The 22946-nt window shown below is 69.1% G+C and carries 21 protein-coding genes; 11 read left to right on the top strand and 10 right to left on the bottom strand.

Annotated elements, in window-relative coordinates; all coding sequences use genetic code 11:
* Positions 1 to 34: 34 nt before the first annotated feature.
* Positions 35 to 640 (top strand): TIGR03086 family metal-binding protein, encoded by a 606-nt coding sequence (locus tag OHN74_RS34885; RefSeq protein WP_327698550.1) that lies wholly within the window; start codon positions 35 to 37, stop codon positions 638 to 640.
* 61 nt (positions 641 to 701) lie between these two features.
* On the opposite strand, the gene OHN74_RS34890 is transcribed toward OHN74_RS34885, so the two are convergent.
* The 5 genes from OHN74_RS34890 to OHN74_RS34910 form a co-directional block, all read right to left on the bottom strand.
* Entirely contained in the window at positions 702 to 2222 is a 1521-nt protein-coding gene (locus tag OHN74_RS34890; RefSeq protein ID WP_327698551.1) for an FAD-binding oxidoreductase, read from the bottom strand.
* Positions 2223 to 2343: 121 nt separating this feature from the next.
* Entirely contained in the window at positions 2344 to 4071 is a 1728-nt protein-coding gene (locus OHN74_RS34895) for an NAD(P)/FAD-dependent oxidoreductase (protein WP_327698552.1), read from the bottom strand.
* 61 nt (positions 4072 to 4132) lie between these two features.
* The gene (locus OHN74_RS34900) at positions 4133 to 5605 is read right to left on the bottom strand and encodes an FAD-dependent monooxygenase (protein ID WP_327698553.1); all 1473 of its coding nucleotides are present in this window, start codon (positions 5603 to 5605) and stop codon (positions 4133 to 4135) included.
* 177 nt (positions 5606 to 5782) lie between these two features.
* Complete coding sequence (locus tag OHN74_RS34905) at positions 5783 to 6178, bottom strand: pyridoxamine 5'-phosphate oxidase family protein (RefSeq protein ID WP_327698554.1); 396 nt, start codon at positions 6176 to 6178, stop codon at positions 5783 to 5785.
* 15 nt (positions 6179 to 6193) lie between these two features.
* The gene (locus OHN74_RS34910) at positions 6194 to 7684 is read right to left on the bottom strand and encodes an MFS transporter (RefSeq protein WP_327698555.1); all 1491 of its coding nucleotides are present in this window, start codon (positions 7682 to 7684) and stop codon (positions 6194 to 6196) included.
* Between the two features lie 234 nt (positions 7685 to 7918).
* On the opposite strand from OHN74_RS34910, the gene OHN74_RS34915 reads away from it, so the two are divergent.
* On the top strand, positions 7919 to 8320 hold the full coding sequence (locus OHN74_RS34915) for a winged helix-turn-helix transcriptional regulator (protein WP_327698556.1): 402 nt from the start codon (positions 7919 to 7921) through the stop codon (positions 8318 to 8320).
* Positions 8321 to 8417: 97 nt separating this feature from the next.
* Here the strand turns inward: OHN74_RS34915 and OHN74_RS34920 are convergent, their stop codons facing one another.
* The 3 genes from OHN74_RS34920 to OHN74_RS34930 are packed head-to-tail and all read right to left on the bottom strand — an operon-like array spanning position 8418 to position 10734.
* The gene (locus OHN74_RS34920) at positions 8418 to 8969 is read right to left on the bottom strand and encodes a flavin reductase family protein (RefSeq protein WP_327698557.1); all 552 of its coding nucleotides are present in this window, start codon (positions 8967 to 8969) and stop codon (positions 8418 to 8420) included.
* Positions 8970 to 8983: 14 nt separating this feature from the next.
* Entirely contained in the window at positions 8984 to 10294 is a 1311-nt protein-coding gene (locus OHN74_RS34925; protein ID WP_327698558.1) for a cation:proton antiporter, read from the bottom strand.
* Positions 10291 to 10734: a nuclear transport factor 2 family protein gene (locus OHN74_RS34930; RefSeq protein ID WP_327698559.1), complete on the bottom strand. Its 444-nt coding sequence runs from the start codon at positions 10732 to 10734 to the stop codon at positions 10291 to 10293. Before OHN74_RS34930 ends, OHN74_RS34925 begins: the two co-directional genes overlap by 4 nt.
* Before the next feature lie 231 nt (positions 10735 to 10965).
* Between OHN74_RS34930 and OHN74_RS34935 the strand changes: the two genes are divergently transcribed.
* Positions 10966 to 11658: an antibiotic biosynthesis monooxygenase family protein gene (locus tag OHN74_RS34935; RefSeq protein ID WP_327698560.1), complete on the top strand. Its 693-nt coding sequence runs from the start codon at positions 10966 to 10968 to the stop codon at positions 11656 to 11658.
* A gap of 64 nt (positions 11659 to 11722) precedes the next feature.
* A complete protein-coding gene (locus tag OHN74_RS34940) occupies positions 11723 to 12457 on the top strand; it encodes a response regulator transcription factor (protein ID WP_327698561.1) in 735 nt (244 codons plus the stop codon).
* 371 nt (positions 12458 to 12828) lie between these two features.
* On the opposite strand, the gene OHN74_RS34945 is transcribed toward OHN74_RS34940, so the two are convergent.
* Positions 12829 to 13614: a ScbR family autoregulator-binding transcription factor gene (locus tag OHN74_RS34945; RefSeq protein ID WP_327698562.1), complete on the bottom strand. Its 786-nt coding sequence runs from the start codon at positions 13612 to 13614 to the stop codon at positions 12829 to 12831.
* Between the two features lie 209 nt (positions 13615 to 13823).
* Between OHN74_RS34945 and OHN74_RS34950 the strand changes: the two genes are divergently transcribed.
* Positions 13824 to 14825, top strand: a complete 1002-nt coding sequence (locus OHN74_RS34950; protein WP_327698563.1) for a ScbA/BarX family gamma-butyrolactone biosynthesis protein — start codon at positions 13824 to 13826, stop codon at positions 14823 to 14825.
* Positions 14826 to 15636: 811 nt separating this feature from the next.
* Here the strand turns inward: OHN74_RS34950 and OHN74_RS34955 are convergent.
* Positions 15637 to 16362 (bottom strand): ScbR family autoregulator-binding transcription factor, encoded by a 726-nt coding sequence (locus OHN74_RS34955; RefSeq protein ID WP_327698564.1) that lies wholly within the window; start codon positions 16360 to 16362, stop codon positions 15637 to 15639.
* Positions 16363 to 16959: 597 nt separating this feature from the next.
* Between OHN74_RS34955 and OHN74_RS34960 the strand changes: the two genes are divergently transcribed.
* From OHN74_RS34960 to OHN74_RS34985, 6 genes are all read left to right on the top strand, one after another.
* The gene (locus tag OHN74_RS34960) at positions 16960 to 17676 is read left to right on the top strand and encodes a response regulator transcription factor (RefSeq protein ID WP_327698565.1); all 717 of its coding nucleotides are present in this window, start codon (positions 16960 to 16962) and stop codon (positions 17674 to 17676) included.
* Between the two features lie 355 nt (positions 17677 to 18031).
* Positions 18032 to 19804: an ATP-binding protein gene (locus OHN74_RS34965; RefSeq protein ID WP_327698566.1), complete on the top strand. Its 1773-nt coding sequence runs from the start codon at positions 18032 to 18034 to the stop codon at positions 19802 to 19804.
* Positions 19805 to 19821: 17 nt separating this feature from the next.
* Complete coding sequence (locus OHN74_RS34970) at positions 19822 to 19974, top strand: hypothetical protein (RefSeq protein WP_327698567.1); 153 nt, start codon at positions 19822 to 19824, stop codon at positions 19972 to 19974.
* A 114-nt stretch (positions 19975 to 20088) separates the two neighbouring features.
* Positions 20089 to 20418, top strand: a complete 330-nt coding sequence (locus OHN74_RS34975; RefSeq protein WP_327698568.1) for a TcmI family type II polyketide cyclase — start codon at positions 20089 to 20091, stop codon at positions 20416 to 20418.
* Positions 20415 to 21686, top strand: coding sequence for a beta-ketoacyl-[acyl-carrier-protein] synthase family protein (locus OHN74_RS34980; RefSeq protein ID WP_327698569.1), 1272 nt, complete (start codon positions 20415 to 20417; stop codon positions 21684 to 21686). Before OHN74_RS34975 ends, OHN74_RS34980 begins: the two co-directional genes overlap by 4 nt.
* Positions 21683 to 22894: a ketosynthase chain-length factor gene (locus OHN74_RS34985; RefSeq protein WP_327698570.1), complete on the top strand. Its 1212-nt coding sequence runs from the start codon at positions 21683 to 21685 to the stop codon at positions 22892 to 22894. The genes OHN74_RS34980 and OHN74_RS34985 overlap by 4 nt, the downstream gene beginning before the upstream one ends.
* The last annotated feature ends 52 nt before the right edge of the window (positions 22895 to 22946 follow it).

Raw genomic sequence — 22946 nt, forward strand, 5'->3', positions numbered from 1 at the left:
GAGGATGGCCTGTTTGACCGGAAGACTCGACGGCATGACGAACGAAACGAACTCCCCTGCCGTGCCGCCTCTCGGCGATCCCCGCAACGGACTGCTGAAGGCCGTCGATCTGGCCGGCGAAGTGCTGGCCGCGGTACGGCCCGAGGATTACGACGCCACCACGCCGTGTCCGGACTACTCGGTGCGCCAACTGTCCAATCACCTTGTCTCTGTGCTCCGTAGGGTCGCCGTGATCGGCGCCGGCGGGCAGTTCTTCAGCGTTCCGCACTTCGCCGAGGACGTCGCCGACGGAGCATGGGCCGAGGTCTGGGCCACCGGGACGAAGGAGCTGCGGTCCGTCTGGACGGACCCGGCAGTCCTGGGCCGGGAGATCGGCCTGCCCTGGGGGCCCGTCCCGGGCGCCGTCGCCGCGATCATCTACACCAATGAGTTCGTGCTGCACACCTGGGACCTGGCCAAGGCGACCGGCCAGACCCCCGCGTGGGACGACGCCGTCCTGGCAGCCCCGATGGCCGCCATGGAGCGCGCCGTGCCCCGCGAACCGCGCGGCGGCCAGGTGCCGTTCGGCCCCGTCGTGGACGTCCCGGTGGACGCCCCGGCCATCGACCGCCTGGTCGGCTGGTACGGCCGCACCCCCTGAGGCCCTGCGCCAGTCGCCCCATGAGGCCGCCGGACAACTGGTCCGGCGGCCTCGCGGTGCGTCAGGCGGCGCCTATGGACTGCGGGGAGCGGAAGAACCGGTACGGGTCGTACTTGCTCTTGACCTTGGTCAGCCGCGAGTAGTTCTCCGCGTAGTAGGACGTCTTCCAGTCCGTCAGTGACGGGTCCATCCAGTTCTGGTAGGTCTCGCCGTTCGACAGCGGGTCGACGGTCGCGAAGCCGTTGTCGACCCAGGTGTTCGCCACCGCCCTGGCCTCGTCGGTCGCCTGGGCCGGGTTGTTGATCAGGACCCGGTAGTTGACCGAGAAGAGCGCGTCGCGGTGCACGTACGCGGTGGCGGTGCGCGGCACGTCGTTTGCGGCGCCCCCGAAGAAGTGGAAGTCCAGGTAACGCGCCTGCCCCGCCCTGCGGTTCGCGTCGAACGCCGTCATCACGTCCGCCCAGCCACTCCCCGGGAACGGCTCACTGCCCATACGGGTGCGCTCCAGACCGTAGGCAGGCCGGGACAGCGTGCCCTCGGCAGTCTTCTCGGAGCGCTGGCACTGGGCCTCGGAGAGGTTGGAGCAGCCGAAGATCATCATCATGAGCTGCTGGTACGTCATGACGCCGTCCTGGCGCTGCAGGGGAGCGCCGGTCAGGGCGAGCAACCGGGCCGCCTCACCGGCCAGTTCGGTGGGTGTCCCGCGGGAGGCGAGGAAGACGTTGGCCTGCGGCACCGAGCCGGGAGCGGCGTCGGGCTGCACCACATAGGCGCCGCCGCCGATCGTGTGCGGGGCGTCCACCAGCCACCGGGCGACGCCGTCGAGGACGTCCGCCATCCGGTCGTAGGGGAAGATCAGGTTGCTGATGGCCATCTGGTCGCCGCTGTGCGGAGTGACCGTGAACCGCGTGACGATGCCGAAGTTGCCGCCGCCGCCACCGCGGATCGCCCAGAACAGGTCCGGGTTCTGTGTGGCCGACGTGGTCACCACGCGACCGTCGGCGAGCACCACCTGGGCGGAGGTGAGCGCGTCGCAGGCCATGCCCGTCGGCCGGGTCAGGAAGCCGAAGCCCCCGCCCTGGACGAAGCCGCCGGCGCACACGGTCGGACAGCCGCCCTCGCTGACCACCAGGCCGTGCGGGGCCAGGGCGTTGAGGATGTTGACGTTCTGGGCGCCCGGGCCGATGTCCACCGACGAGGCGCTGTTCACCGTCACGGCGTTGAGCCGGGACACGTCGATGATCAGGCCCGGGGTCGTGGAGTAGCCGCCGTAGTTGTGGCCGCCACTGCGGACCGCCGTGGGAACGCCGTGGTTCTGGGCGAAGCGCACACAGACCGAGACGTCCGCCGCACTCGCGCAGTAGGCGACCGCCTGCGGGCTGACGGAGTCGAACTGCGCGAGCTCCAGTTGGCGGGCCACGATGTAGTAGGGGTCGGTGGGCAGCACGACACGACCCGAGAGCCGGGCCGAGAGCTGGCTCCAGGGTGTTCCCGAGCCTTCGGCGGCGACGGGCATGGCGGGCACAAGGGCGATACCGGCGGCGGTCGAGCCGGCGCCGAGCAGGGTCCTACGACTGATCACACGGTTTCCCAGAGTCGATGCGGGTGTGGTGGAGAGAGGTCGGTGAGCGGGCCCGCACAGGGCCGGCGCGTGGGGGTGGCACCACGCCCTGTGCGGGCTGGTCGGAGTGGTTCGGGGGCGGTCAGGAGACCTTGCGGCCGCGCAGGCCGGACTTGACGACGCCCTTGAGCATCGCGCGGCCGAGGTCGCGCATCTCCTTGGGGCCGTTGACGCTCGCCCACCACATGAACTTGACCATCGTGGGGGTGGTGGCCCGGAAGAACCGGCGGTCCTCGCCCTCCTTCCAGCCGAAGGGCGTGTTGACCGACTCGCAGTCGTTGATGGCCTGGAAGACGATGTCGGCTGCCTTGTCACCGTCGATCTCGCCCTCCTCGTAGCGCACACAGGTCTCGTGTGTCACTTCCAGGAGGTGCTTGAAGGCGTGACTGTCCGGCCACCAGAGGCCCGGGTAGGGGGCGTTCTCCATCTCCCGGAAGTGCCGGTCGTCGCCGTCCAGGGTGAACTCCTGGCGGGCCTGGATCTGTCGCATGGTGGCGGGCGTGGTGAAGCAGGCCCAGACCCGGAACACCGCGTTCCAGAGACGGAAGTGGGAGAACGCGATGTAGGAGCTGTCGACGATCATGTCGTTGTACTTGAGCAGCCCCTGCTCCAGGCGCTCGACGTACTCGAAGCGCTTCGCGGAGAAGTCGTTGTCGCCCAGAGCCTCCAGAACGCGGTAGCACAGCGCGTCCACGACCTCGAAGGTGTTGGACAGTCCGCGCGAGTACAGCGGGTCGACGAAGCCGGCCGCGTGCGACATCAGGCACCAGCGGTCGCCGACCGTCTGCTTGGACGAGTACTGGATCCGGTCCGGCGTCGATATCCACTCGCGCACCCGGTGCGCGCCCTCGAACTGGCGCTTCACGGCCGGGTACATGTCGAGGTAGTGGTTGAACTCCTCGTCCGGGGTCTTGTCCTTGGGCTGCGGATACAGCCGTTCGTCGAAGGTCAGGCCGACGCTGCACATCGGGTTCCTGGAGTCCTTGTGGTTGTCGAACGGGATGATCCAGAACCAGCCGCGTTCGATCAGGTGGTGCAGGGTGCCGCCGTGGAACGGGGACTCGGCCGGGGGCCGCAGCGCCTCGGGGTAGTTGCACACGTCGTCGTACGGCTTGATGCCGACGTAGTGCGTGAACAGCGAGCGCGCGTGGTGCTTGATCCGCGAGGGCTTCTCACGAAGGTCGAACTTCTGGGCGAGCGGCGAGCGGAAACCGCTGGCGTCGATGAGGTACTTGGCGCGGAAGACCTCGCCGCTCTGGCCGGTGACCGTGACGCCGTCGTCGTCGAAGTCCAGGTCGGTGGCGCGCCAGTTCTGCCGCAGGGTGCAGCCGTACTTGGCGGCGACGTTGAAGTAGTAGGTGTCGGTGTCCTGGCGGAACATGTGCGATGCCTCGGTCAGCATCTTCGGGATGACGAACATCGTCGCCTCGCTCGGGTCCGGCTCCCGGTTCGGGACGTGCCGGACGAAACCGAAGCTCTGCTTCCTGCCGTGGTGGGCGCCGATGTTCTTGGTGACCGCCTTGATGTCGAGCAGGTGCTTGATCTCGGGGACGTCGTAACGCACGGCCAGGATGTGCAACCACTCCACGAGCTGCGGGTTCTGGGACTCGCCGACCGCGAACCGCGGGTGCTGGCCGGCGTCGACGAGCACCACCTTCGCGCCCTGCCTGGCCAGGATGGCGCCGGTGATCGAGCCGCCGATCCCGGCGCCCAGAATGATGACGTCGCACTCGGTCCACTCGCCGGCCTTCGGGGCCGTCTTCGCTGTGTCGGCCTTGGTGGGCGTGTCTGTCTCAGCCTTGCCGGTCAACTCGGAACTCCTCTTCTGACGGTCCGTCGGCGCGGGTCGTCAGCGCCGGTCGGGTGTGCGGTCAGTTGCCTGCGGGTGCGCCGAACCAGCGCTGAAGGGCCGCGGCGAGGCCGTCGGCGGAGCCGTCGGTGCCGACCCAGGCGATGTAGCCGTCGGGGCGCACCAGCAGGTCGGCGGCCGGGGCGGCGGGGTCGGGCCGGGAGGCGGCGACGACGTCGACGCGGTCGGCCCAGCCTGCGGCGGCCTCGGTGAGGGCGTCGCCGCCGCGCAGGTTCAGCAGGAGCGGCCGGCCGCGGGTGAGCAGTTCGTACGTGCTGGTCTTCTCGTCGCCGACCAGCAGCTCCTGGTCGGGCAGCCGGCGGCCGAGCAGCGGGTGGTCGCCCTCGCCCATGTCGTACGTGATGTCCAGGCCGGTGACCAGGCCGACGAGATGGCGGCGGACCGCCTCGATGCCGACCAGCTCGCCGAAGAGTTCGCGCAGCGGCTGCATCTCGGGGCCGCCGAGATAAAGGGAGCGCTGCACAAGGGTGTTGGCGACGATGCGGGCGCCGACGGGGTGGCGCTCGGTGTGGTAGGTGTCCAGCAGCCCCTCGGGCGCGTACCCCTTGAGCTCGGCCGCCAGCTTCCAGCCGAGGTTCACCACGTCGCCGACGCCGGCGCTGATGCCCTGGGCGCCGATGGGCAGATGGATGTGGGCGGCGTCGCCCGCGAGGAGGACCCGGCCCTTGCGGTACTCGGAGGCCTGGCGGCTGCCGTCGGTGAAGTAGCTGGACCACAGGGGCCTGAAGCCGGTGATGTCCTCGCCGGTGACGCGCTGGAAGGCGGCGGCGACCTCGGGGAAGGTGGGCGGCTCCTGGGTCGGCCGGACGCCGGCACCGCGCTCGAAGACGACGACGCGGGTGGCCTGCGGGCCGAGCGGAAGTACCACCACCATGCCGGCCTCGCCGACCTCACCGGTCGGGCGGATGCGCAGCTCGTTGGTGGCGACATCGGCCATCAGCATCTCGATGGTGGCGCTGGTGCCGGGGAAGTCGATGCCGGCCAGGTGCCGTACGACGGAACGGGCACCGTCACAGCCGACCAGGTAGGGGGCGCGCAGCGTCTCGACGCCGTCGGCGGTGCCCACCTCCACCGCGACTCCGGTGTCGTCCTGGGCCATGCCGACGACCTCGTGCCCGCGGCGGACCTCGGCGCCGAGGCCGGTCGCCCACGCGTGGAGAATTGCCTCGGTCCGCGACTGCGGGACACCACGGACGCCGAAATTTCCGCCCTCGACTATGCGATAGTCGAGAGGAAGTCCGCCGAAATGCCCGAAGGGAATCGTTTCGAGTTCGCCGAATTTCGCGAGAAGTCCGCGCTGGCCGAACTCCTCGATGGTACGGGCGGAAAATCCGAGCGCCCGGGACTGCTGCATGGGCTCGGCCAGGCGGTCGAGTACCACCACGGACAGCCCGGCCAGGCGGAGTTCACCAGCGAGCATGAGTCCGGAAGGGCCGGCCCCGGCGACAATCACGTCGGCATGAAAGTTTTCCATGTTTCCTCTCCCAGTGGATTCTTTACCCAGTATTCCGGGGGAGTCCGGGAAGCTGAACGGCCGCAACTACAGGTCTCTGACAAGTTTGGTCAGAGATTGTGCAGCTGAGACAGACGGGGGAAAAGCGCGAGGGTGCCGGAAGGGATTTCCGGCACCCTCTGCTGGGCTCGGCCCCGCTCAGAGCAGGCCCAGCACCCGGTCGATCTCGATCTCGATCACGACCAGGCCCGGGGGCTCCGGCGGCGACGACCAGTACCGCTTGGCGTACCGCCGTGCCCCCTCCTTGACCCGTAAGGGGTCGTCGCTGACGGCGGCGGTGCCCTCCAGGGTGATCCAGCGGGGCCCCACCGTCTGACAGAGGGAGACCCGGCAGGCGGGCGTGGCCAGCACGTTCCTGGCCTTGCGCCGTGTCACCGCGGTCATGACCCGTGCCAGGCCCGCCTCGCCGTCCCAGGTGAAACGCACGGGCGTCACATGGGGCGAGCCGTCGGGGCGGAGCGTGGTGAAGGTGCACAGATGGTTCTCGGCGAGAAATCCCTCGGCCGCGGAGGACAGCCGCGGTGACGTCGGCATGGCGGGTTCCCGATCTCAGTTGTTGGCGGGTGCGGCGGCCGACTGGTCCGATGCCTTGGTGAAGGGCAGCAGGATCAGCGTGAGGACCAGGCCGGCCGCGGCGAAGCAGGCACCCGCCAGGAACGCGTCATGGAAGACCTCCGTGCGTGCCTGGGTCACCCGCGCGGGCACTCCGTCCGCCCACTCGGTCAACTGCTCGACCTGGCGGAAGGCGTAGGTGGCGGCCACGGCGAGGCCCAGGGCGCCGCCGACCTCCTGCGCGGTGTTGATCAGGCCCGCGGACAGACCGGAGTCGTCCTCGTTGGTGCCCTGGAACGCCGCGACCTGCACCGGCACGAACGACAGACCGAGACCGAGCCCGGAGAGCAGGAAGGCGGGCAGCAGGTCCACGAGGTAGGAGGCGTCGGACGGGGCGCGCCACAGCAGGAACATGCCCACGCTGGTCAGCGCCAGACCGGTCATCAGCACAGGCTTGGCCGCGACCTTGGTCACCAGCTGGGAGGCGACGCCCGCGCCCACCGCGACGATCACCGCGAGCGGGACGTACGCCATACCGGTCTTCAGGGCCGACCAGTCGAGAACCTGCTGCATGAACAGGCTGGCGAAGAAGAACAGCGTGACGCAGGTGCCGAGGAGCAGGATGGCGACGACGTTGGCGGCCCGCAGCGACTTGCGCTTGAAGATGCCGAGCGGGATCAGCGGTGCCTTGGCACGGCGCTCGATGAGCACGAACGCGATGAGCAGGACCGCGGAGAGGGCGAAGCCGCCGTAGATGCGGCCCATCGGCACGTCGGAGTCGTCGATGGTCTGACCGAGGGTGAAGATCAGCAGCACGAGACCGGCGGTCAGTGTCACGGCACCGGAGACATCGAAGGAACTGCTGCGCTCCGCGGCGCGGCTCTCGGCGACGATCTTCGGGGCGATCAGCGCGCAGACCAGGCCGATCGGCACGTTGATGAAGAAGATCCAGCGCCAGCCCGGACCGTCGGTGATCAGACCGCCCAGGCTGACACCGGCGACGGCGGCGATACCGCTGAGCGCACCCCAGGCGCCCAGTGCCTTGTTGCGTTCGGGGCCCTCCTCGAAGTTGTTGGCGAGCAGGGACAGCGCGGCCGTCGCGATGAACGCGGCGCCCAGGCCCTGGGCGCCGCGCGCCACGATCAGCATGGCCGCGCTCTGCCCGAGCCCTGCGAGCAGGGAGGTGAGGGCGAAGAGGGTCAGACCGGTCTGGAGCATCCGGCGGCGGCCGAAGGCGTCGGCCAGCCGACCCGTCAGCAGCAGGAAGCCGCCGAGCAGCATGCCGTACGTGGTGACGATGTACTGCAGGGACGTCTGGGAGATGTCGAGCTCGTCCTCGATGCTCGGCAGGGCCACATTGACGATCGACACATCGAGGAAGGTCATGAAGCCGGCCAGGCACAGGAACGCCAGGATGAGTCCCGGGCGGTGCGGAGGGGCCGATTTGTCGGAGGGGCGAGGAATGCGCAGCGACTCTTGGGTCGACATGTCGCTCCTAGGGGAGAGGGAGGTGACGGACGGGTGCCGTAAGAACGGGAAGAACGGGCGGAACGGGTGCCGCAGGGACGGGAATCCGGACGGGAAAGCCGCACGGGAAGGCCGTAGAGCGAGGCAGGGAGCGAGGCGCTGCTCACCGTCTTCCGGGAAGCTAGCATCCTCGGTAAAGTAGGTACCTAGAGGAAAGTGACTTTCTGGGAGGTCCGAATGGTCAGCATCGGCGCTATGAGCAGCACCACCTCGCATGCCGGGCAGGTCGACTCGGAGCTGGCATGTCCGGTCTCCCCGGTGGTCGACATCGTCTTCAGCCGCTGGACGACGCCGATCCTGTGGACGCTGAACGAGTTCGGCCGACAGCGTTTCGTCGAACTCCAGCGCAACGTCGGCACCATCACGCCGAAGGTCCTCACCCAGCGGCTGCGCCAGATGGAGCGCGACGGCATGGTCGTGCGCACGTACCACCCCGAGGTGCCGCCCCGGGTCGAGTACGAGATCAGCGAGCTCGGCCGCAGCCTGGCGCCGCTCTTCGCCCACCTCGCCGAGTGGTCCACGGAGAACCTCCGGAAGGTCGAGCGGGCCCGGCAGGAGTTCGACGAGGCGGAGGAGCGGACGCCCTCGCTGAGGTGACGTACGGCCCTCAGGGGGCAGGCTCCGGGCGACGGCATGCCTCGACCGGAGCGAGCGGCGTCGTCATGGGCGAGACGGCTCCACGCCCACTGAGTCCTCAACTCCCCGCGGGCGTAGCCGCATCGGGGTCGAGGACGTGCATGGCTCCCTTGTAGAAGATCAATGGGTCCGCCTCCTCGGTGGAGGCACCGAGGGAGGTGACCTCGCCGAGCAGGATGGCGTGGTCACCGCCCTCGTACTCCTCGGTGATGCGGCATTCCACGAAGGCCAGGGCCTCGGTGAGCACCGGGAGTCCGCTCGCGGAGCGGTGGTGCGGGACCTCCGCCAGACGCGCCGACTCACGGCCCGCGAACTTCCAGGCGAGCGTCTCCTGGCTGTGCGTCAGGAAGTTCACCACGAAGCCCCCGGACTGCTGAAGAGCCGGGCGCAGCCGGGACTTCTGGTGCAGACAGAACAGCACCAGCGGCGGTTCCAGCGAGACGGACGTGAAGGAGTTCACCGTGGTGGCGGCGCCGTCCTCCGGGCCGCCGGTGGTGATGACGGTGACGCCGGTGGCGAAGTTGCCGAACACCGAGCGCAGCGCACGGCCGTCGACCGGCGGTTGCGGCAGGTGTCGGTCGTGCTGTGACAACGGCTGGACGGGTATCACTTGAGCCCCTCTCGTCAGGTGTGCGGCGGGGTCGCGTCCGCGACGGGTGTACCGACCTTCTGTGTCACGCCGGCCGTGAGGTGCTCGCGCCGGGACAGCAGCGGGGCCGCCATCGCCGTCGTCACGAGAGCCATGATCACCAGCATGGTGAACATGCGTCCGTCGAGCACTCCGAGGCTCACGGCGGCGTTGAGGATGATGAGTTCGGTCAGGCCACGGGTGTTCATCAGCACACCCAGGTCCTTGGCCTCGCGCCAGGACAGCCCGAACAGCCGGGCCGGGACGATCGCGCCCACCAGCTTGCCCGCGCACGCCACGCCGATGACGAGGAGCAGGGCCAGGTAGTCGGTCGCGGTCAGGGCGCCGAGGTCGACACCGAGGCCGGTGACGATGAAGAACACCGGCAGCAGGACGAGGCTGACGTCGTCCAGCGGCCGGCGAAGGTGCGCCGCGAGGACCCGCCTGGGTTCGCGCGGCATGACGAAGCCGAACAGGAACGCGCCGAAGATCTGGTGGATGCCGATCCACGAGGTCAGCCACGACGAGACGAACACCCCTGCGCACAGCACCGCGAGCAGCAGGTTCCAGCGCTCCATGGCGGCCCACCGCCACACCAGCCGGGCGACCAGCGGCCGCACGACCAGGAACATCAGCGCGACGAAGACCACGCTGAGCACCCCGATCCGGGCCAGGCCCGCGTAGTCGCCGTCCGAGCTGACCAGCGCCGACACATACGCCAGCAGACACCAGGCCAGGACGTCGTCGATCGCCGCACTGGCCAGCGACAAGGTGCCCACGCGGGTGTCGGCCAGCCGGTTCTCGGTCAGGATCCGCGCCAGCACGGGGAACGCCGTCACGGACATCGCAGTGCCCATGAACGTGGCGAAGGCGGTGAAGGAGATGTGGTGGCCGGCCACCGTGTCGTGCTGCGGATACAGGACGACCGCCGCTGCGACGCCCAGTCCGAAGGCGAGCACGATGGACGACAGCGAGACGCCCGCCGCCAGACGTGCGTACGGCCGTATCAACCGCCGTTCGAACTCCCAGCCGACCACGAACATGAAGAGGACCAGGCCGACCTGGGCGACCGCCGAGAGCAACGGCCTTACGTCGACCGGGAACAGACGCTCCGACAGGTCACCGGGCAACAGACCGAGAAGGCTCGGGCCGAGCACGATGCCGGCGGTGATCTCGCCGATCACCTTGGGCTGGCCCAGCCGCCGGGCGAGTGACCCGAGCGCGGCACCGACCAGCAGGATCACGCCGACGCCGAGCAGCATGGTCGCGATTCGCTGCTCCTGGCTCCCGGCCGCCAGGACGGTCATCGGGTCTCCCTCGGCCCGGGCGGATTGCCCGTCGCCCAGACCAGCCGGAACGACAGCTCCGTCAGACGCCAGCCCCTTTCGGTGTGGCGGGCCTCGCCGTGAACGAGCGTGCCGGAGACGAACAGCGGGTCGCCGGGCGCGTCCGGATGGTGCACGTGCGTGGAGACCAGGTTGGCGCGCAGCACCGCCCGCTTCTCGCCGGTGAGGTCCACGACCGCCGGAGAGTTGAGGTGCTGGGTGCGCGCGAAGGCGTCCAGTGCCTGTCGGTGCCAGGCGGCGAGTCCTTCGATGCCCTCGTGCCGGCTCATCGGGAACTCGACGCGGGCGTCGTCGCTGAACAGCGTGCGCGCCCACTCGTCGTCGAGTTTGTCCGCGTCGAGGCCTATGAGATATCGGTCCAGCAGAGTGCCTATTTCTGCTGCTGACGTCAATGAATTCATTACCCGAGCATTGCGCGCGAGCCAATCCGCACCCAAGAGCACTTGTCGAAGACCTGACGTAGCTGCCCAAGATCTGACCCTGGTGGAACAGACCTGACAATCCGCGCGCAGTTCTGAACGGAGCGGTCTTCAGCAGTGCTTGATGGCTTGTCATGCTGATCGGGAAGCACTGATCCAAAAATTCGAGTTCTGCTTCTTTCAACAGCCGATCGAACGGAAGAGAAGACGAGAATGCCGAAGATCACAGCCGATGCCAAGAACCTGACCGTGCTCAACCTGTTCTCGACGGACTCCGCCGAGAAGCAGGACAGCCTGCTCGCCGCCATGCGCGAGATCGTCGACGCCGCGGCCTATGACGGCTGGATCTCCAGCACCGTGCACAGCGGGCAGACCAAGTTCGGCACCGCCAACTTCATCCAGTGGCGCTCCACCGAGGACCTGGAGAGCCGGTACGCCGGCGAGGAGTTCAAGCACCGCACGCTGCCGCTGTTCGGTGAGATCACCACGGCGATACGGCTGCTCCAGAACGAGGCGGTCTTCAGTCAGCAGAAGTCGGGTGTCGGGGAGGCCGAGATCGGGCCGGACCGCGACGACTACACGGCCATCGACCTGTACGGCGTCAGCGAGAAGCACCAGGACGACCTGGTCGACGCGCTCGGCGTGTCCCAGGACTGGCTCCAGAAGGTCCCGGGGTACCGCAGCCACACGGTGCTGCGCGGTCTGCGCGGGCGCGGCATCGAGGGCAAGTGGGTCGTCGTCTACTCGCAGTGGGACAGCAAGGAGGCGTACGACGCGTTCCGCGAGCAGCCGGGCGCGGAGCGGTCGGCGGAGCGGCGGAGGACCGACGCCCGGGTGGACGCGCTGGCCATCTGGCGGGACTCCAACACCTACCGCGTGGTGCACACCCGGTCGGCGGGCGAGTGACTGTCCGGGCCGTCGGCCTGGAGGTGCGTGGCGCCGCCGGGGCACGGCCCGGAGCGGAGTCCAGATGCGCGTACTTGTGATAGATCCGGACGACGGCACCGCCGAGCCACTGGTCTGCCGTCTGGTGCGCAACGGCCATCAGGTCCGGCGGGCCCGCACCGGGCGGGCGGCCCTCGATGCGTGGGAGCAGGCCGAAGTGGTCCTGCTCGACCTGGAGTTGCCCGATGTCGACGGTCTTCAGGTGTGCGCCGAGATCCGGGCCCGGGGCACCACACCGCTGATCACCTTCACCAGCCGGGACACCGAACTGGACCGGGTGCTCAGCCTGCGGTCGGGCGCGGACGACTGTCTGGTGAAGCCGTACGGGTTCCGGGAGCTGATCGCCCGGATGAACGCCGTGACGCGGCGCGTCGCCACGGGAGGTGGTCCGGCCGGCGTGTCCTGCGGGGCCCTGCGTCTGGACCCCGGCACCAGGGAGGCGTGGGTCGGCGAAAAGCTCCTGGAGCTGACCCGCAAGGAGTTCGACATCCTCCTGCTGCTGGCCTCGGCACCGGAGACGGTGATCTCACGGCGCAGCCTGATCGCCGGGGTCTGGGCGGACGAGTGGGCCATCTCCACCCGCACGGTCGACACCCACGTCAGCGCCCTGCGCGCCAAGTTGGGCGCGGGCTGGATCACCACGGTCAGAGGCGTCGGCTACCGCCTGGAGGAGACCTCCCGGACCGTCGCACCGCCGGGCCGTGCGGAGCCCGGCGGTGCGGGCGGGCTCCCGGACCCCTTTGACGGAATGGCGAGCTGAGACGCGGGCGCTGCCGCTGGGGCCCGGCCGGATGGCAGGGCCGGCGCCGCGGCGGTGAGGTGGGATGCCCGGACCGGCGGTCGGAGGTGCGGCTCGGATCGGGCCCGGGGGTGCGGCTCCCGGCCCAGCCCGGCCGGGCTGGGGAACCGAGGCTTCGGGACCGCAGAACGGGGGAGCCCGTCCCGTACCGCCGGCCTGCGCATCGCGCGATCCGGCGCCGGGCGTCTGGCGGACGCCGGTGAGCCGGCCGTCGGCGCCGGGTGATCGTCAGGTGGGGTGTTGCCGACCGGATCGGCACGCGTGGGCCTGCGGCCGGTCGGCAGGAGACCGGGGTGCCGGTTTTCTGGTCCGTGCCGTGCCGTGCCGATCGGTCAGGTGGCGCTGCCGTCCCCCTCCGGGGCGGATACGGCGTCCGGGGACCGGGTGGGCGGGCCGGTTTCGGGAGCGGGATCGGCTTCCGAAGTACTGTCGTCGTCCTCGTCGAGCGATGTCTCCTCCCCTTCCAGTGCCGCATCGCGCGACGCGAGGAGGGACACTGCCCGATCGGCGGTGAGATCCAACGTCGGGAGAATCTGCGGCATCGCGATGCTCGGGAGCAGATGGTGGAACATGGCGATGACCCGACGCGTCAAGTCCTTGCGCTGACATAGGACTTGAGACGTCCATTGGATTCCGGTGAACGACCCGGAGAGCAACTCCGCCGTCTCCGCCGGGTCCACGTGCGGCAGCAACTCCCCGCGCTCGCGCGCCTCGACGAGCAGCTCGGTCAGCAGGTCTACCCAGGACTGGAACGGTCTGCCGTGGAAGGGGTTGCCGCCCTCGGCGCTCTCGCTCCACTGGTCCATGGCCAGACCGACACTGGCCCGGGTCAGCGGGTCGTGCTGCAACTGGTGCGCGAAGAGCAGGCCCTGGTCGGCGAGTTCCTGGAGCTTCGTGCGCTGCGGAGGCAGCGGCCCCAGCTCCAGCTGCGCCGCTATCACCCCGACGGCCAGATCTTCCTTGGAGGTGAAGTGGAAGTAGAGCGCGCCCTTGGTGACACCGGCCCGCGCGATGATCTCCGTGATGGTGGCCGTGCTGTAGCCGCGCTCGTCGAACACCTCGGCCGCCGCCAGCAGGATCGCCTGGTGGGTCTGGATTGCTCTTGCTTGACGTGCCATGCGTCCGTGCCTGTTTCTATGTCAGAACTTGGTCAGGTCTCCACGCAATGAGAACCGGACTGCCAGTCTTTTGTCGAGAGGGGAGCGATCCCCGCATGTATCGACTCAGGGGGCAGTACATGTCTGATGGTTTGATATCCATATTTGACCGTTCTGTTGAGTCCTGTACAGATTTACGCCCGGCCGGGGAACGGCCCGACTCCACCATCGTGGACGACCTGACCCGAAATGCCCTTTCTCCTGCCGGGCAGGACGCGGTGATCCACTCCGAAGAAACCGCCCCTCGGCGCGTCTACCGTACCGACGCCCCGGTATTGACTCCCGACGGCCGGGCCACCGCCGAGTTGTGCCATCGCCCGTACCCCGAGGACCGCTTCCCCGTCGACTGGCTGCGCCTTGCCGAGCACCGCTTTCTGGTCACGGCGAACTGGCCCGCCGCACACGGCTTCTTCGCCCCGCTGCCCGACGGGCGTCAGGATCCGCTGCTCGTGGCCGAGACCACACGGCAGGCGACGATGATGCTGGCCCACGCCGAGTTCGGAGTCCCGGTCGACGACCGGTTTTTGATGCGGGAGCTCGGATACCGGGTCGAGACCCCGGACTTCACCGTGGAGAACGCCTCGGGCGCGATCGACGTCGTCGTCGAGTGCTCCGGGGTGCAGCTGCGCGCCGGGCGCCTCATCGGCATGCGGGTCGATCTGCGCTTCCAGCGGCTGGGCCGACTGCTCGCCACGAGCATGGGCATCCTGGTCTGTACGTCGGCCCGCGTCTACCGCAGGCTGCGCGGCGAGCGGATGTCCTCCGTGGGCCGTCCGTTGCGGCTGCTGCCGGCCGTCGCGCCCCACGAGGCCGGCCGCCTCGACCGCAAGGACGTCGTTCTCGCGCCGTCCGAGCACCGCCCCGGCTGGCAGCTCCGCCTGGACGCCACCCACCCCACACTCTTCGCCCGCCCCAACGACCACGTCCCCGGCATGGTGCTCCTCGAAGCCGCACGGCAGGCCGCCACCGTGCTCACGCCCGGGCACGACTTCCACCCCGCGTCGATGCGGATCTCCTTCCACAAGTACTGCGAACTGGCCGAACCCTGCTGGATCCTGGCCCGGCACGACCTGTGCGCGGAGCAGGGAGCCGTGGTGCGTGTGCAGGGCCTGCAGCAGGAGGAGCCCGTCTTCACCGCGACACTGGGCGGCGCCGTACGGGACAACGGGTGAGCCGGTACGTCCTGGTGGCGGGGTCCGGTGGTTCAGTCGGCGGACATCTGGTCACCGCGGCCCCCTTCGTGGAGCCTTCCGGCTGCGGCTGCCGGTCCACGAACCGCCGCTCCCGGCAGGGCTCCCGCCCGAGTGGGTACGGGATGCCCTCACCGCTCCCGCCTCGCTGAGCGACACCCAGGCCGGCGGGCATCTCCGGCTGCTGCGCCGGGTCAACGCCCCGGGCGCACTCGCCCTGGTCGAGCAGGCCCGGCGGGCCGGGGTCGAGCGGGTCGCGTACCTGACCACGGCGGCGGTGCACGGCCCGGGTTCGTTCCGTCAGGTGGAGTCCGGGCGGGCGCAGATGGTGCCTGCGCCGGACCCCAGCCGTACGAGGACGCCGGCCGAGCGCCATCTCCTCACGGCGGGCGGCACGGTCATGCGCCCCAACTGGTCTGAGAGGGCGGGAGACCGCTGGGTCGTGCCCGGCGTTCTGATGCTGCCGCGTGCGCTCGGCGCCCGGACGACGGGCGGCTGGGACGGCGGCCGACGATCGACGCCGGGGCGCTGCGTCGCGTGCCGCTTTCGGAAGCGCCGGCAACGGCGGCCCGCGAGGGCCGTGTTCACTTCCTCACCCGTATCCCGTACCGGGTGAGGAAGTGCTCGCCGCCTCGGAGCACCGGCGGCCGACCGCTGGTTCACGGGCGATCAGGTCAGGACAGACCTCGGCTGCGATCCCGGCGAGGTGTTCGCCGAGTGCTGCTCCCCGGTACGCCGACCGGTATCGGAAACCGCGGCCGGTCCCGGATCCGGAGTCGGCGGGGTGCTCCCATCACGTCACTCCCGGAGCCACCGCCTCCGGAATGATCACCTCCGTATCGACCGCCTCCATGCAGTCGTAGGGCGGACAACGGGAGGTGGCCACGGCGTGGTCGACCACGTCCCGTGTTCCGCCGGGGCGCAGCCCGCCGAGCACACTCGGGGCGGCGAGCCCAGGCAGGAAGCTCTGCCAGAAGCCGGTGAAGGCAAGCCGGGTCCGCTCTCCCTCACCTCCTTTGATCAGCATTCCGATGCCGGCCGTGGCGGCGACGAGGGCGCACGTCAGATCCTGCAACTGGACCTGCGCCGCGAGCCCGCCTTCCTGTCGTGCCCGGTGCAGCAGACGCTGGACGCAGACGCGCCACGCGTGGATGAACTGCTCCCGCCCTCTGCGGGACCGGTCGCTGTCCAGCCGCAGCCCGGCCCGCGTCACGACGTCCCGGGACAGTAACTGGCTCAGGGCGTGCGAGATGTCGGTGAGGGCCTGCAGTGGTTCGGAGTTCTTCTCGTACGCGAGGCGCGCGGCCCGCCACAGGATGTCGCGCGCCTCGCGTACGACCGCTTCGGCCAGGTCGTCCTTGTTCTCGAAGTGGAAGTGCAGAGCGCCCGTGCTCATGTTGGCCAGCGCGCTGATGTCGGAGAGTCTGGCCGAGGCGTAGTCCTCGCGGTCGAAGACCTCCGCCGCCGACTTCAGCATCAGCCGGCGGGTGCGGATCGCCCTCTCCTGTTGTAGTCCCACTTGCCTGAATCCTCTCATCGCGGTCCGGAAAACGGACTTGAAAGTATGTTTACGCGGCTCGGGTGTCCGCCCGGGAGTGGTGCTTCGAGGGAGTACCGGTTCGCCCGACGGCCCTGCCCCCGTGAATGATCCGTCGGTATTGCCCGGAAAACTGCCCTTCCTCGCTCTGCGGTCAGAGCGAGGAAGGGGCGGGAGCAGGGGCTCGGTCGGCCGAGAACATCCCGGACGGTCTACCACCGCTACAGAGGATGCGCAACGCGTCGGGTGGGGCCACTCTCGATCCCTGACCTGCGAACCTCTGCGTCCGGTTGTCGGCGCCCAGAACAAACCGCGCTCGCCGTCAGTGGTTGTGCCCGTCGTGTTGAGGGGCGAAATCCACTCACTCGCAGGATTCAAGAGCATGACCCTGATCACGTTACGGGGCGGAATTGATCCTTCCTCGCCCTCAATTCCGGCAAAAGAGGCATCAGATGTTACAGGCGGTGAATTTACCTAATCTTTTTTTGACAAACCGGCGGGTAGGTTTTTAGGATCGGCAAGCCAAGGTGCTCGAGCGGGAACTACACGTTCAGGGGGAGAGCAGTGAGCCAACGCGCTATGAGCGGCACTCTGGAATTGAGAAAGCCCGTCCCGTCGCAGATCCGCAAGCCGTCGACGAACTGGCGGGTTTTGGTTGTCGAGAACAATGCCGACGACATGCAGGCTCTGGCCGGGGGACTCCGGCGGCACGGTCACCAGGTCGAGGAGGTGGGGACGGGGGACGCCGCCCTCCAGGCCTATCAGATGTCGGACATCGTGCTGCTGGATCTCGAACTGCCCGACCTGGACGGTCTGGAGGTGTGCCGCTCGATCCGTTCTCTGAGCGACGTGCCCCTTATCGCCGTCACCGGCTGGGGAACGGAACTGGACCGCGTCCTGGGTCTCCAGGCCGGCGCGGACGACTACCTCGTCAAGCCCTACGGCTTCCGGGAGCTGATGGCCCGTATGGACGCCGTCATGCGTCGTTCGCGTCCACAGGTGCATACCGAGCAGGTCGTCTCGCGCGGACCGCTGCGCATTGACGCCGCATCACGCGAGGTCAGCCTGCACGGCCAGGTCGTGGAGATCACCCGCAAGGAGTTCGATCTGCTCTATTTACTCGCCTCCCATCCCGAGACGGTGATCTCGCGCAAGCGCATCATGCAGCAGGTCTGGGGCGGTTCCTGGTCCCGTCGCACAGTGGACACCCATGTCAGCAGTCTTCGGGGGAAGTTGGGGGGCAGTGACTGGATCGTCACCGTACGCGGAGTGGGGTTCCGCCTCGGAAGTGACTAGAAACCTCTCACGCGGCGGATGCGACGGGCATCGCCGCAGACCCTCGGACAGGGCGGGCTCCGGACGGCGGAGTCCGCCCTTTCGTGTTTGCTCTCTCTTTCGCGATGGCCAACCATTCTCCGCGTGGTGACGGTCCGACTGGGCTTCTGACAATTCTCTGACACTTTCCTGGCGCTGCGCCAACAAAGCCGTATCCCAGCTGAGGATCTGGTCCGAAGGCTTAATGGACGGCTGTTGAAAGCGCCAAGGTCCTGCACCGACGATGGACAGGTATTCGGAGCTCGTCCGGGAGTGGAATTCCCTCGGCCGCGCTTGATCATCCCAGAATTCCTGCCGATTGAGGAGGGGGTCAGTCGTGCGCAAGGTGCTCATCGCCAACCGTGGCGAAATCGCTGTCCGCGTTGCCCGGGCCTGTCAGGATGCCGGGATCGCGAGCGTGGCCGTGTACGCCGACCCGGACCGGGACGCGCTTCATGTGCGTGCCGCGGATGAGGCGTTCGCTTTGGGCGGTGACACCCCGGCGAGCAGTTATCTCGACTTCGCCAAGGTGCTCCAGGCCGCCAAGGATTCCGGGGCGGACGCGGTCCATCCCGGATACGGCTTCCTCTCGGAGAACGCCGACTTCGCGCAGGCCGTCATCGATGCGGGCCTGACCTGGATCGGGCCGCCCCCGCAGGCGATCCGTGATCTGGGGGACAAGGTCGCGGCCCGGCACATCGCGCAGCGCGCCGGCGCCCCGCTCGTGGCCGGTACGCCCGACCCGGTCTCCGGTTCGGAGGAGGTGGTGGCGTTCGCCCAGGAGCACGGTCTGCCGATCGCGATCAAGGCCGCTTTCGGTGGGGGCGGCCGCGGTCTGAAGGTCGCCCGCACTCTCGAGGAGGTGCCCGAGCTGTACGACTCGGCGGTGCGTGAGGCGGTGGCCGCGTTCGGGCGCGGTGAGTGCTTCGTGGAGCGCTACCTCGACAAGCCGAGGCATGTGGAGACGCAGTGCCTGGCCGACTCCCACGGCAACGTGGTCGTCGTCTCCACCCGTGACTGCTCGCTGCAGCGCCGCCACCAGAAGCTGGTCGAGGAGGCCCCGGCGCCGTTCCTGTCCCAGGCGCAGGTCGCGGAGCTGTACTCGTCGTCCAAGGCGATCCTCAAGGAGGCCGGCTACGTCGGCGCCGGGACGGTGGAGTTCCTGGTCGGCACGGACGGCACGATCTCGTTCCTGGAGGTCAACACGCGTCTGCAGGTCGAGCACCCGGTCACCGAGGAGGTCGCCGGCATCGACCTGGTGCGGGAGATGTTCCGTATCGCCGACGGCGAACCCCTCGGCTACGGCGATCCCGAACTGCGCGGTCACTCCTTCGAGTTCCGTATCAACGGCGAGGACCCCGGCCGCGGTTTCCTGCCCGCCCCCGGCACCGTCACCACCTTCGCCCCGCCCACCGGCCCCGGGGTCCGCCTCGACGCGGGCGTCGAGTCCGGCAGCGTCATCGGCCCGGCCTGGGACTCCCTCCTCGCCAAACTGATCGTCACCGGCGCCACCCGCGAACAGGCCCTCCAGCGCGCCGCCCGCGCCCTGGCCGAGTTCCAGGTCGAGGGCATGGCCACCGCCATCCCCTTCCACCGCAAGGTGGTCACCGACCCCGCCTTCGCCCCCGAACTCACCGGCTCCACCGACCCCTTCACGGTCCACACCCGGTGGATCGAGACCGAGTTCACCAACGACATCCCCGCCTTCGCCGCCCCCGCCGACATCGACACCGACGACGAAGCGGGCCGCGAGACCGTGGTCGTCGAAGTCGGCGGCAAACGCCTGGAAGTCTCCCTGCCCATCTCCCTGGGCATGTCCCTGGCCCGCACCGGCCTCGCCGCCGGCGCCAAACCCAAACGCCGCGCCGCCAAGAAGTCCGGCCCCGCCGCCTCCGGCGACACCCTCGCCTCCCCCATGCAGGGCACCATCGTCAAGGTCGCCGTGGAGGAAGGCCAGGAAGTCAAGGAAGGCGACCTGATCGTCGTCCTCGAAGCCATGAAGATGGAACAGCCCCTCAACGCCCACAAGACCGGCACCGTCAAGGACCTGTCCGCCGAGGTCGGCATCTCCCTCGTCTCCGGCGCCGCCATCTGCGAAATCAAGGACTGAAGCGTCCCCAGGGAGGTGTGACCCAGATGTACTCCGACCCACGAGACGGCCGCCGCGTCGTGACGCACGACGACGGGACCGATGCGCCCCTGCCCCCTGCCTGGCGGCTGGCGGGCGAGGACGACGAGAACGACAGCGACCACCCGCACATCTGCCGGGGCATCGACTGACGAAGGCCGACGGAACCCCACAACCCAGGACCTCACGAGAACGGCCGGGTCTCCCGGGAATTCGACTTCCCTTCCGCTCCCCACGTCCCGTGCACCATTCCAAGGAGAGAGCACATGCACAGCACCTTGATCGTGGCTCGTATGGAACCGGGCTCGGCAGTCGATGTCGCCAAGTTGTTCGGCGCATTCGACGAGTCCGAGATGCCGCATCTGATGGGCACTCGACGCCGCCAGCTCTTCCACTACCGAGGCCTCTATTTCCATCTGCAGGACTTCGACGCCGACAACGGTGGCGAGCTGATCGAGAAGGCCAAGTCCGACGAGCGCTTCGTTCGCATCAGCGAGGACCTGAGGCCGCACATAGAGGCGTACGACCCGGCCACCTGGCGGTCCCCCGCCGACGCGATGGCCACGCGCTTCTACAACTGGGAGGCCTCCCGATGAGCGGCCGTCGAGTCGTCATCACGGGGATCGAGGTCCTCGCGCCCGGGGGCGTCGGCAGGCGCCCCTTCTGGGACATGCTGAGCGAGGGCCGTACCGCGACGCGTGGGATCACCTTCTTCGACCCGAGTCAGTTCCGTTCGCAGGTCGCCGCGGAGATGGACTTCGACCCGGAGCAGCACGGCCTCGCCCCGCAGGAGATCCGCCGGATGGACCGGGCCGCCCAGTTCGCGGTCGTCGCGGCGCGCGGTGCGGTGGCGGACAGCGGGATCGATCTCGCCGCCCACGACCCGTACCGGGTGGGCGTCACCATCGGAAGCGCGGTCGGTGCCACCACGGGGCTCGACGAGGAGTACCGGATCGTCAGTGACGGCGGCCGACTGCACCTGGTCGACCACGAGTACGCGGTACCGCATCTGTACAACTACTTCGTCCCCAGCTCCTTCTCGGCCGAGGTCGCCTGGACGGTCGGCGCGGAGGGCCCCAACACGGTTGTGTCCACCGGCTGCACCTCCGGCATCGACTCGGTCGGTTACGCGGTCGAGCTGATCCGCGAGGGCTCGGCCGACGTGATGATCGCCGGCTCGTCCGACGCGCCGATCTCGCCGATCACCATGGCCTGCTTCGACGCCATCAAGGCGACGACACCGCGCCGGGAGGACCCCGAGCAGGCCTCACGGCCCTTCGACGGCACCCGCAACGGGTTCGTGCTCGGCGAGGGCTGCGCGGTGTTCGTCCTGGAGGAGCTGGCCGGCGCCAGGCGGCGCGGGGCGCACATCTACGCCGAGATCGCCGGCTACGCCACCCGCAGCAACGCGTACCACATGACCGGTCTGCGGCCGGACGGCGCGGAGATGGCAGAGGCCATCACGGTGGCGCTGGACGAGGCCCGGATGAACGGGGACCAGATCGACTACATCAACGCCCACGGCTCCGGCACCAAGCAGAACGACCGCCACGAGACGGCGGCCTTCAAGAAGAGCCTGGGCGAGCACGCCTACCGCACTCCCGTGAGCTCCATCAAGTCGATGGTCGGGCACTCGCTCGGCGCGATCGGCTCGATCGAGATCGCCGCGTCCGCGCTGGCCATGGAGCACCACGTGGTGCCGCCCACGGCGAACCTGCACACCCCCGACCCGGAGTGCGACCTCGACTACGTGCCGGTCACCGCTCGCGAGCAGCTGACCGACGCGGTACTGACGGTCGGCAGCGGGTTCGGCGGCTTCCAGAGCGCCATGGTGCTCGCCCGTCCCGAGAGGAGCCTGGCATGAACGCGGTGGTGGTGACCGGTCTGGGCGTCACCGCCCCCAACGGTCTGGGGGTTGAGGACTACTGGGAGGCGACGCTCGCCGGCAAGAGCGGCATCGGGCGGATCACGCGCTTCGACCCGTCGCAGTACCCGTCGCGGCTGGCCGGTGAGATCCCCGGCTTCGCGGCCGAGGAGCACCTGCCGAGCAGGCTGCTGCCGCAGACCGACCGGATGACCCGGCTGGCGCTGGTCGCCGCCGACTGGGCGCTCGCGGACGCCGGGATCCAGCCGCAGGACCTGCCCGGGTTCGACATGGGCGTGGTCACGGCCAGTTCCTCCGGCGGCTTCGAGTTCGGCCAGGGAGAGCTTCAGGCCCTGTGGAGCAAGGGCAGTCAGTACGTCAGCGCCTACCAGTCGTTCGCCTGGTTCTACGCGGTCAACAGCGGTCAGATCTCCATCCGGCACGGGATGAAGGGCCCGAGCAGCGTGATCGTCAGCGACCAGGCCGGCGGTCTGGACGCGGTGGCCCAGGCACGCCGGCAGATCCGCAAGGGCACACCGGTCGTGGTCTCCGGGGCCGTGGACGCCTCCATCTGCCCGTGGGGCTGGGTCGCCCAGCTCGCCGCGAAGCGGCTGACCACGCGCGACGAGCCCAGCCGGGCGTATCTGCCCTTCGACGGGGCGGCCGACGGGTATGTGCCGGGCGAGGGCGGCGCGTTGCTCGTCATGGAGTCCGAGGAGTCGGCGCGTTCACGCGACGCGCGGATCTACGGCGAGGTCGCCGGGTACGCCGCCACGTTCGACCCCGCCCCGGGCGGCGAGCGCCCGCCGGCCCTGCGCCGTGCGATCGAACTCGCCCTGGAGGACGCCGGGTTGGCAGCCGACCAGGTGGACGTGGTGTTCGCCGATGCGTCGGCCGATCCCGAGCTCGACCGGATCGAGGCGGAGGCGATCACCGGGGTGTTCGGTCCCGAGGCCGTCCCGGTCACCGCGCCGAAGACGATGACGGGCCGCCTCTACTCGGGCGCGGCACCCCTGGACCTGGCCACCGCGTTCCTGGCGATCCGCGACGGGGTGATCCCGCCGACGGTGCACGTGACCCCGTCTCCCGACCACGCCATCGACCTGGTGGTCGACCGACCGCGCGAGGCCGAACTCCGCACCGCCCTGATCCTGGCCCGCGGCCACGGCGGCTTCAACTCGGCGGCGATCGTCCGAGCCTTCGCCTGACCATCGACCACCGCACCACCTACCACAGCGCCACGCACACCGATGGAACCGA

Source organism: Streptomyces sp. NBC_00459 (assembly GCF_036013955.1).
GTDB lineage: Bacteria > Actinomycetota > Actinomycetes > Streptomycetales > Streptomycetaceae > Streptomyces.

Coding starts and splice junctions, on each gene's coding strand:
- OHN74_RS34975 (WP_327698568.1), top strand. CDS start 20,089: ATGCACAGCACCTTGATCGTGGCTCGTATGGAACCGGGCTCGGCAGTC.
- OHN74_RS34885 (WP_327698550.1), top strand. CDS start 35: ATGACGAACGAAACGAACTCCCCTGCCGTGCCGCCTCTCGGCGATCCC.
- OHN74_RS34930 (WP_327698559.1), bottom strand. CDS start 10,734: ATGAATTCATTGACGTCAGCAGCAGAAATAGGCACTCTGCTGGACCGA.
- OHN74_RS34940 (WP_327698561.1), top strand. CDS start 11,723: ATGCGCGTACTTGTGATAGATCCGGACGACGGCACCGCCGAGCCACTG.
- OHN74_RS34980 (WP_327698569.1), top strand. CDS start 20,415: ATGAGCGGCCGTCGAGTCGTCATCACGGGGATCGAGGTCCTCGCGCCC.
- OHN74_RS34900 (WP_327698553.1), bottom strand. CDS start 5,605: ATGGAAAACTTTCATGCCGACGTGATTGTCGCCGGGGCCGGCCCTTCC.
- OHN74_RS34910 (WP_327698555.1), bottom strand. CDS start 7,684: ATGTCGACCCAAGAGTCGCTGCGCATTCCTCGCCCCTCCGACAAATCG.
- OHN74_RS34925 (WP_327698558.1), bottom strand. CDS start 10,294: ATGACCGTCCTGGCGGCCGGGAGCCAGGAGCAGCGAATCGCGACCATG.
- OHN74_RS34915 (WP_327698556.1), top strand. CDS start 7,919: ATGAGCAGCACCACCTCGCATGCCGGGCAGGTCGACTCGGAGCTGGCA.
- OHN74_RS34985 (WP_327698570.1), top strand. CDS start 21,683: ATGAACGCGGTGGTGGTGACCGGTCTGGGCGTCACCGCCCCCAACGGT.
- OHN74_RS34905 (WP_327698554.1), bottom strand. CDS start 6,178: ATGCCGACGTCACCGCGGCTGTCCTCCGCGGCCGAGGGATTTCTCGCC.
- OHN74_RS34945 (WP_327698562.1), bottom strand. CDS start 13,614: ATGGCACGTCAAGCAAGAGCAATCCAGACCCACCAGGCGATCCTGCTG.
- OHN74_RS34935 (WP_327698560.1), top strand. CDS start 10,966: ATGCCGAAGATCACAGCCGATGCCAAGAACCTGACCGTGCTCAACCTG.
- OHN74_RS34960 (WP_327698565.1), top strand. CDS start 16,960: ATGAGCGGCACTCTGGAATTGAGAAAGCCCGTCCCGTCGCAGATCCGC.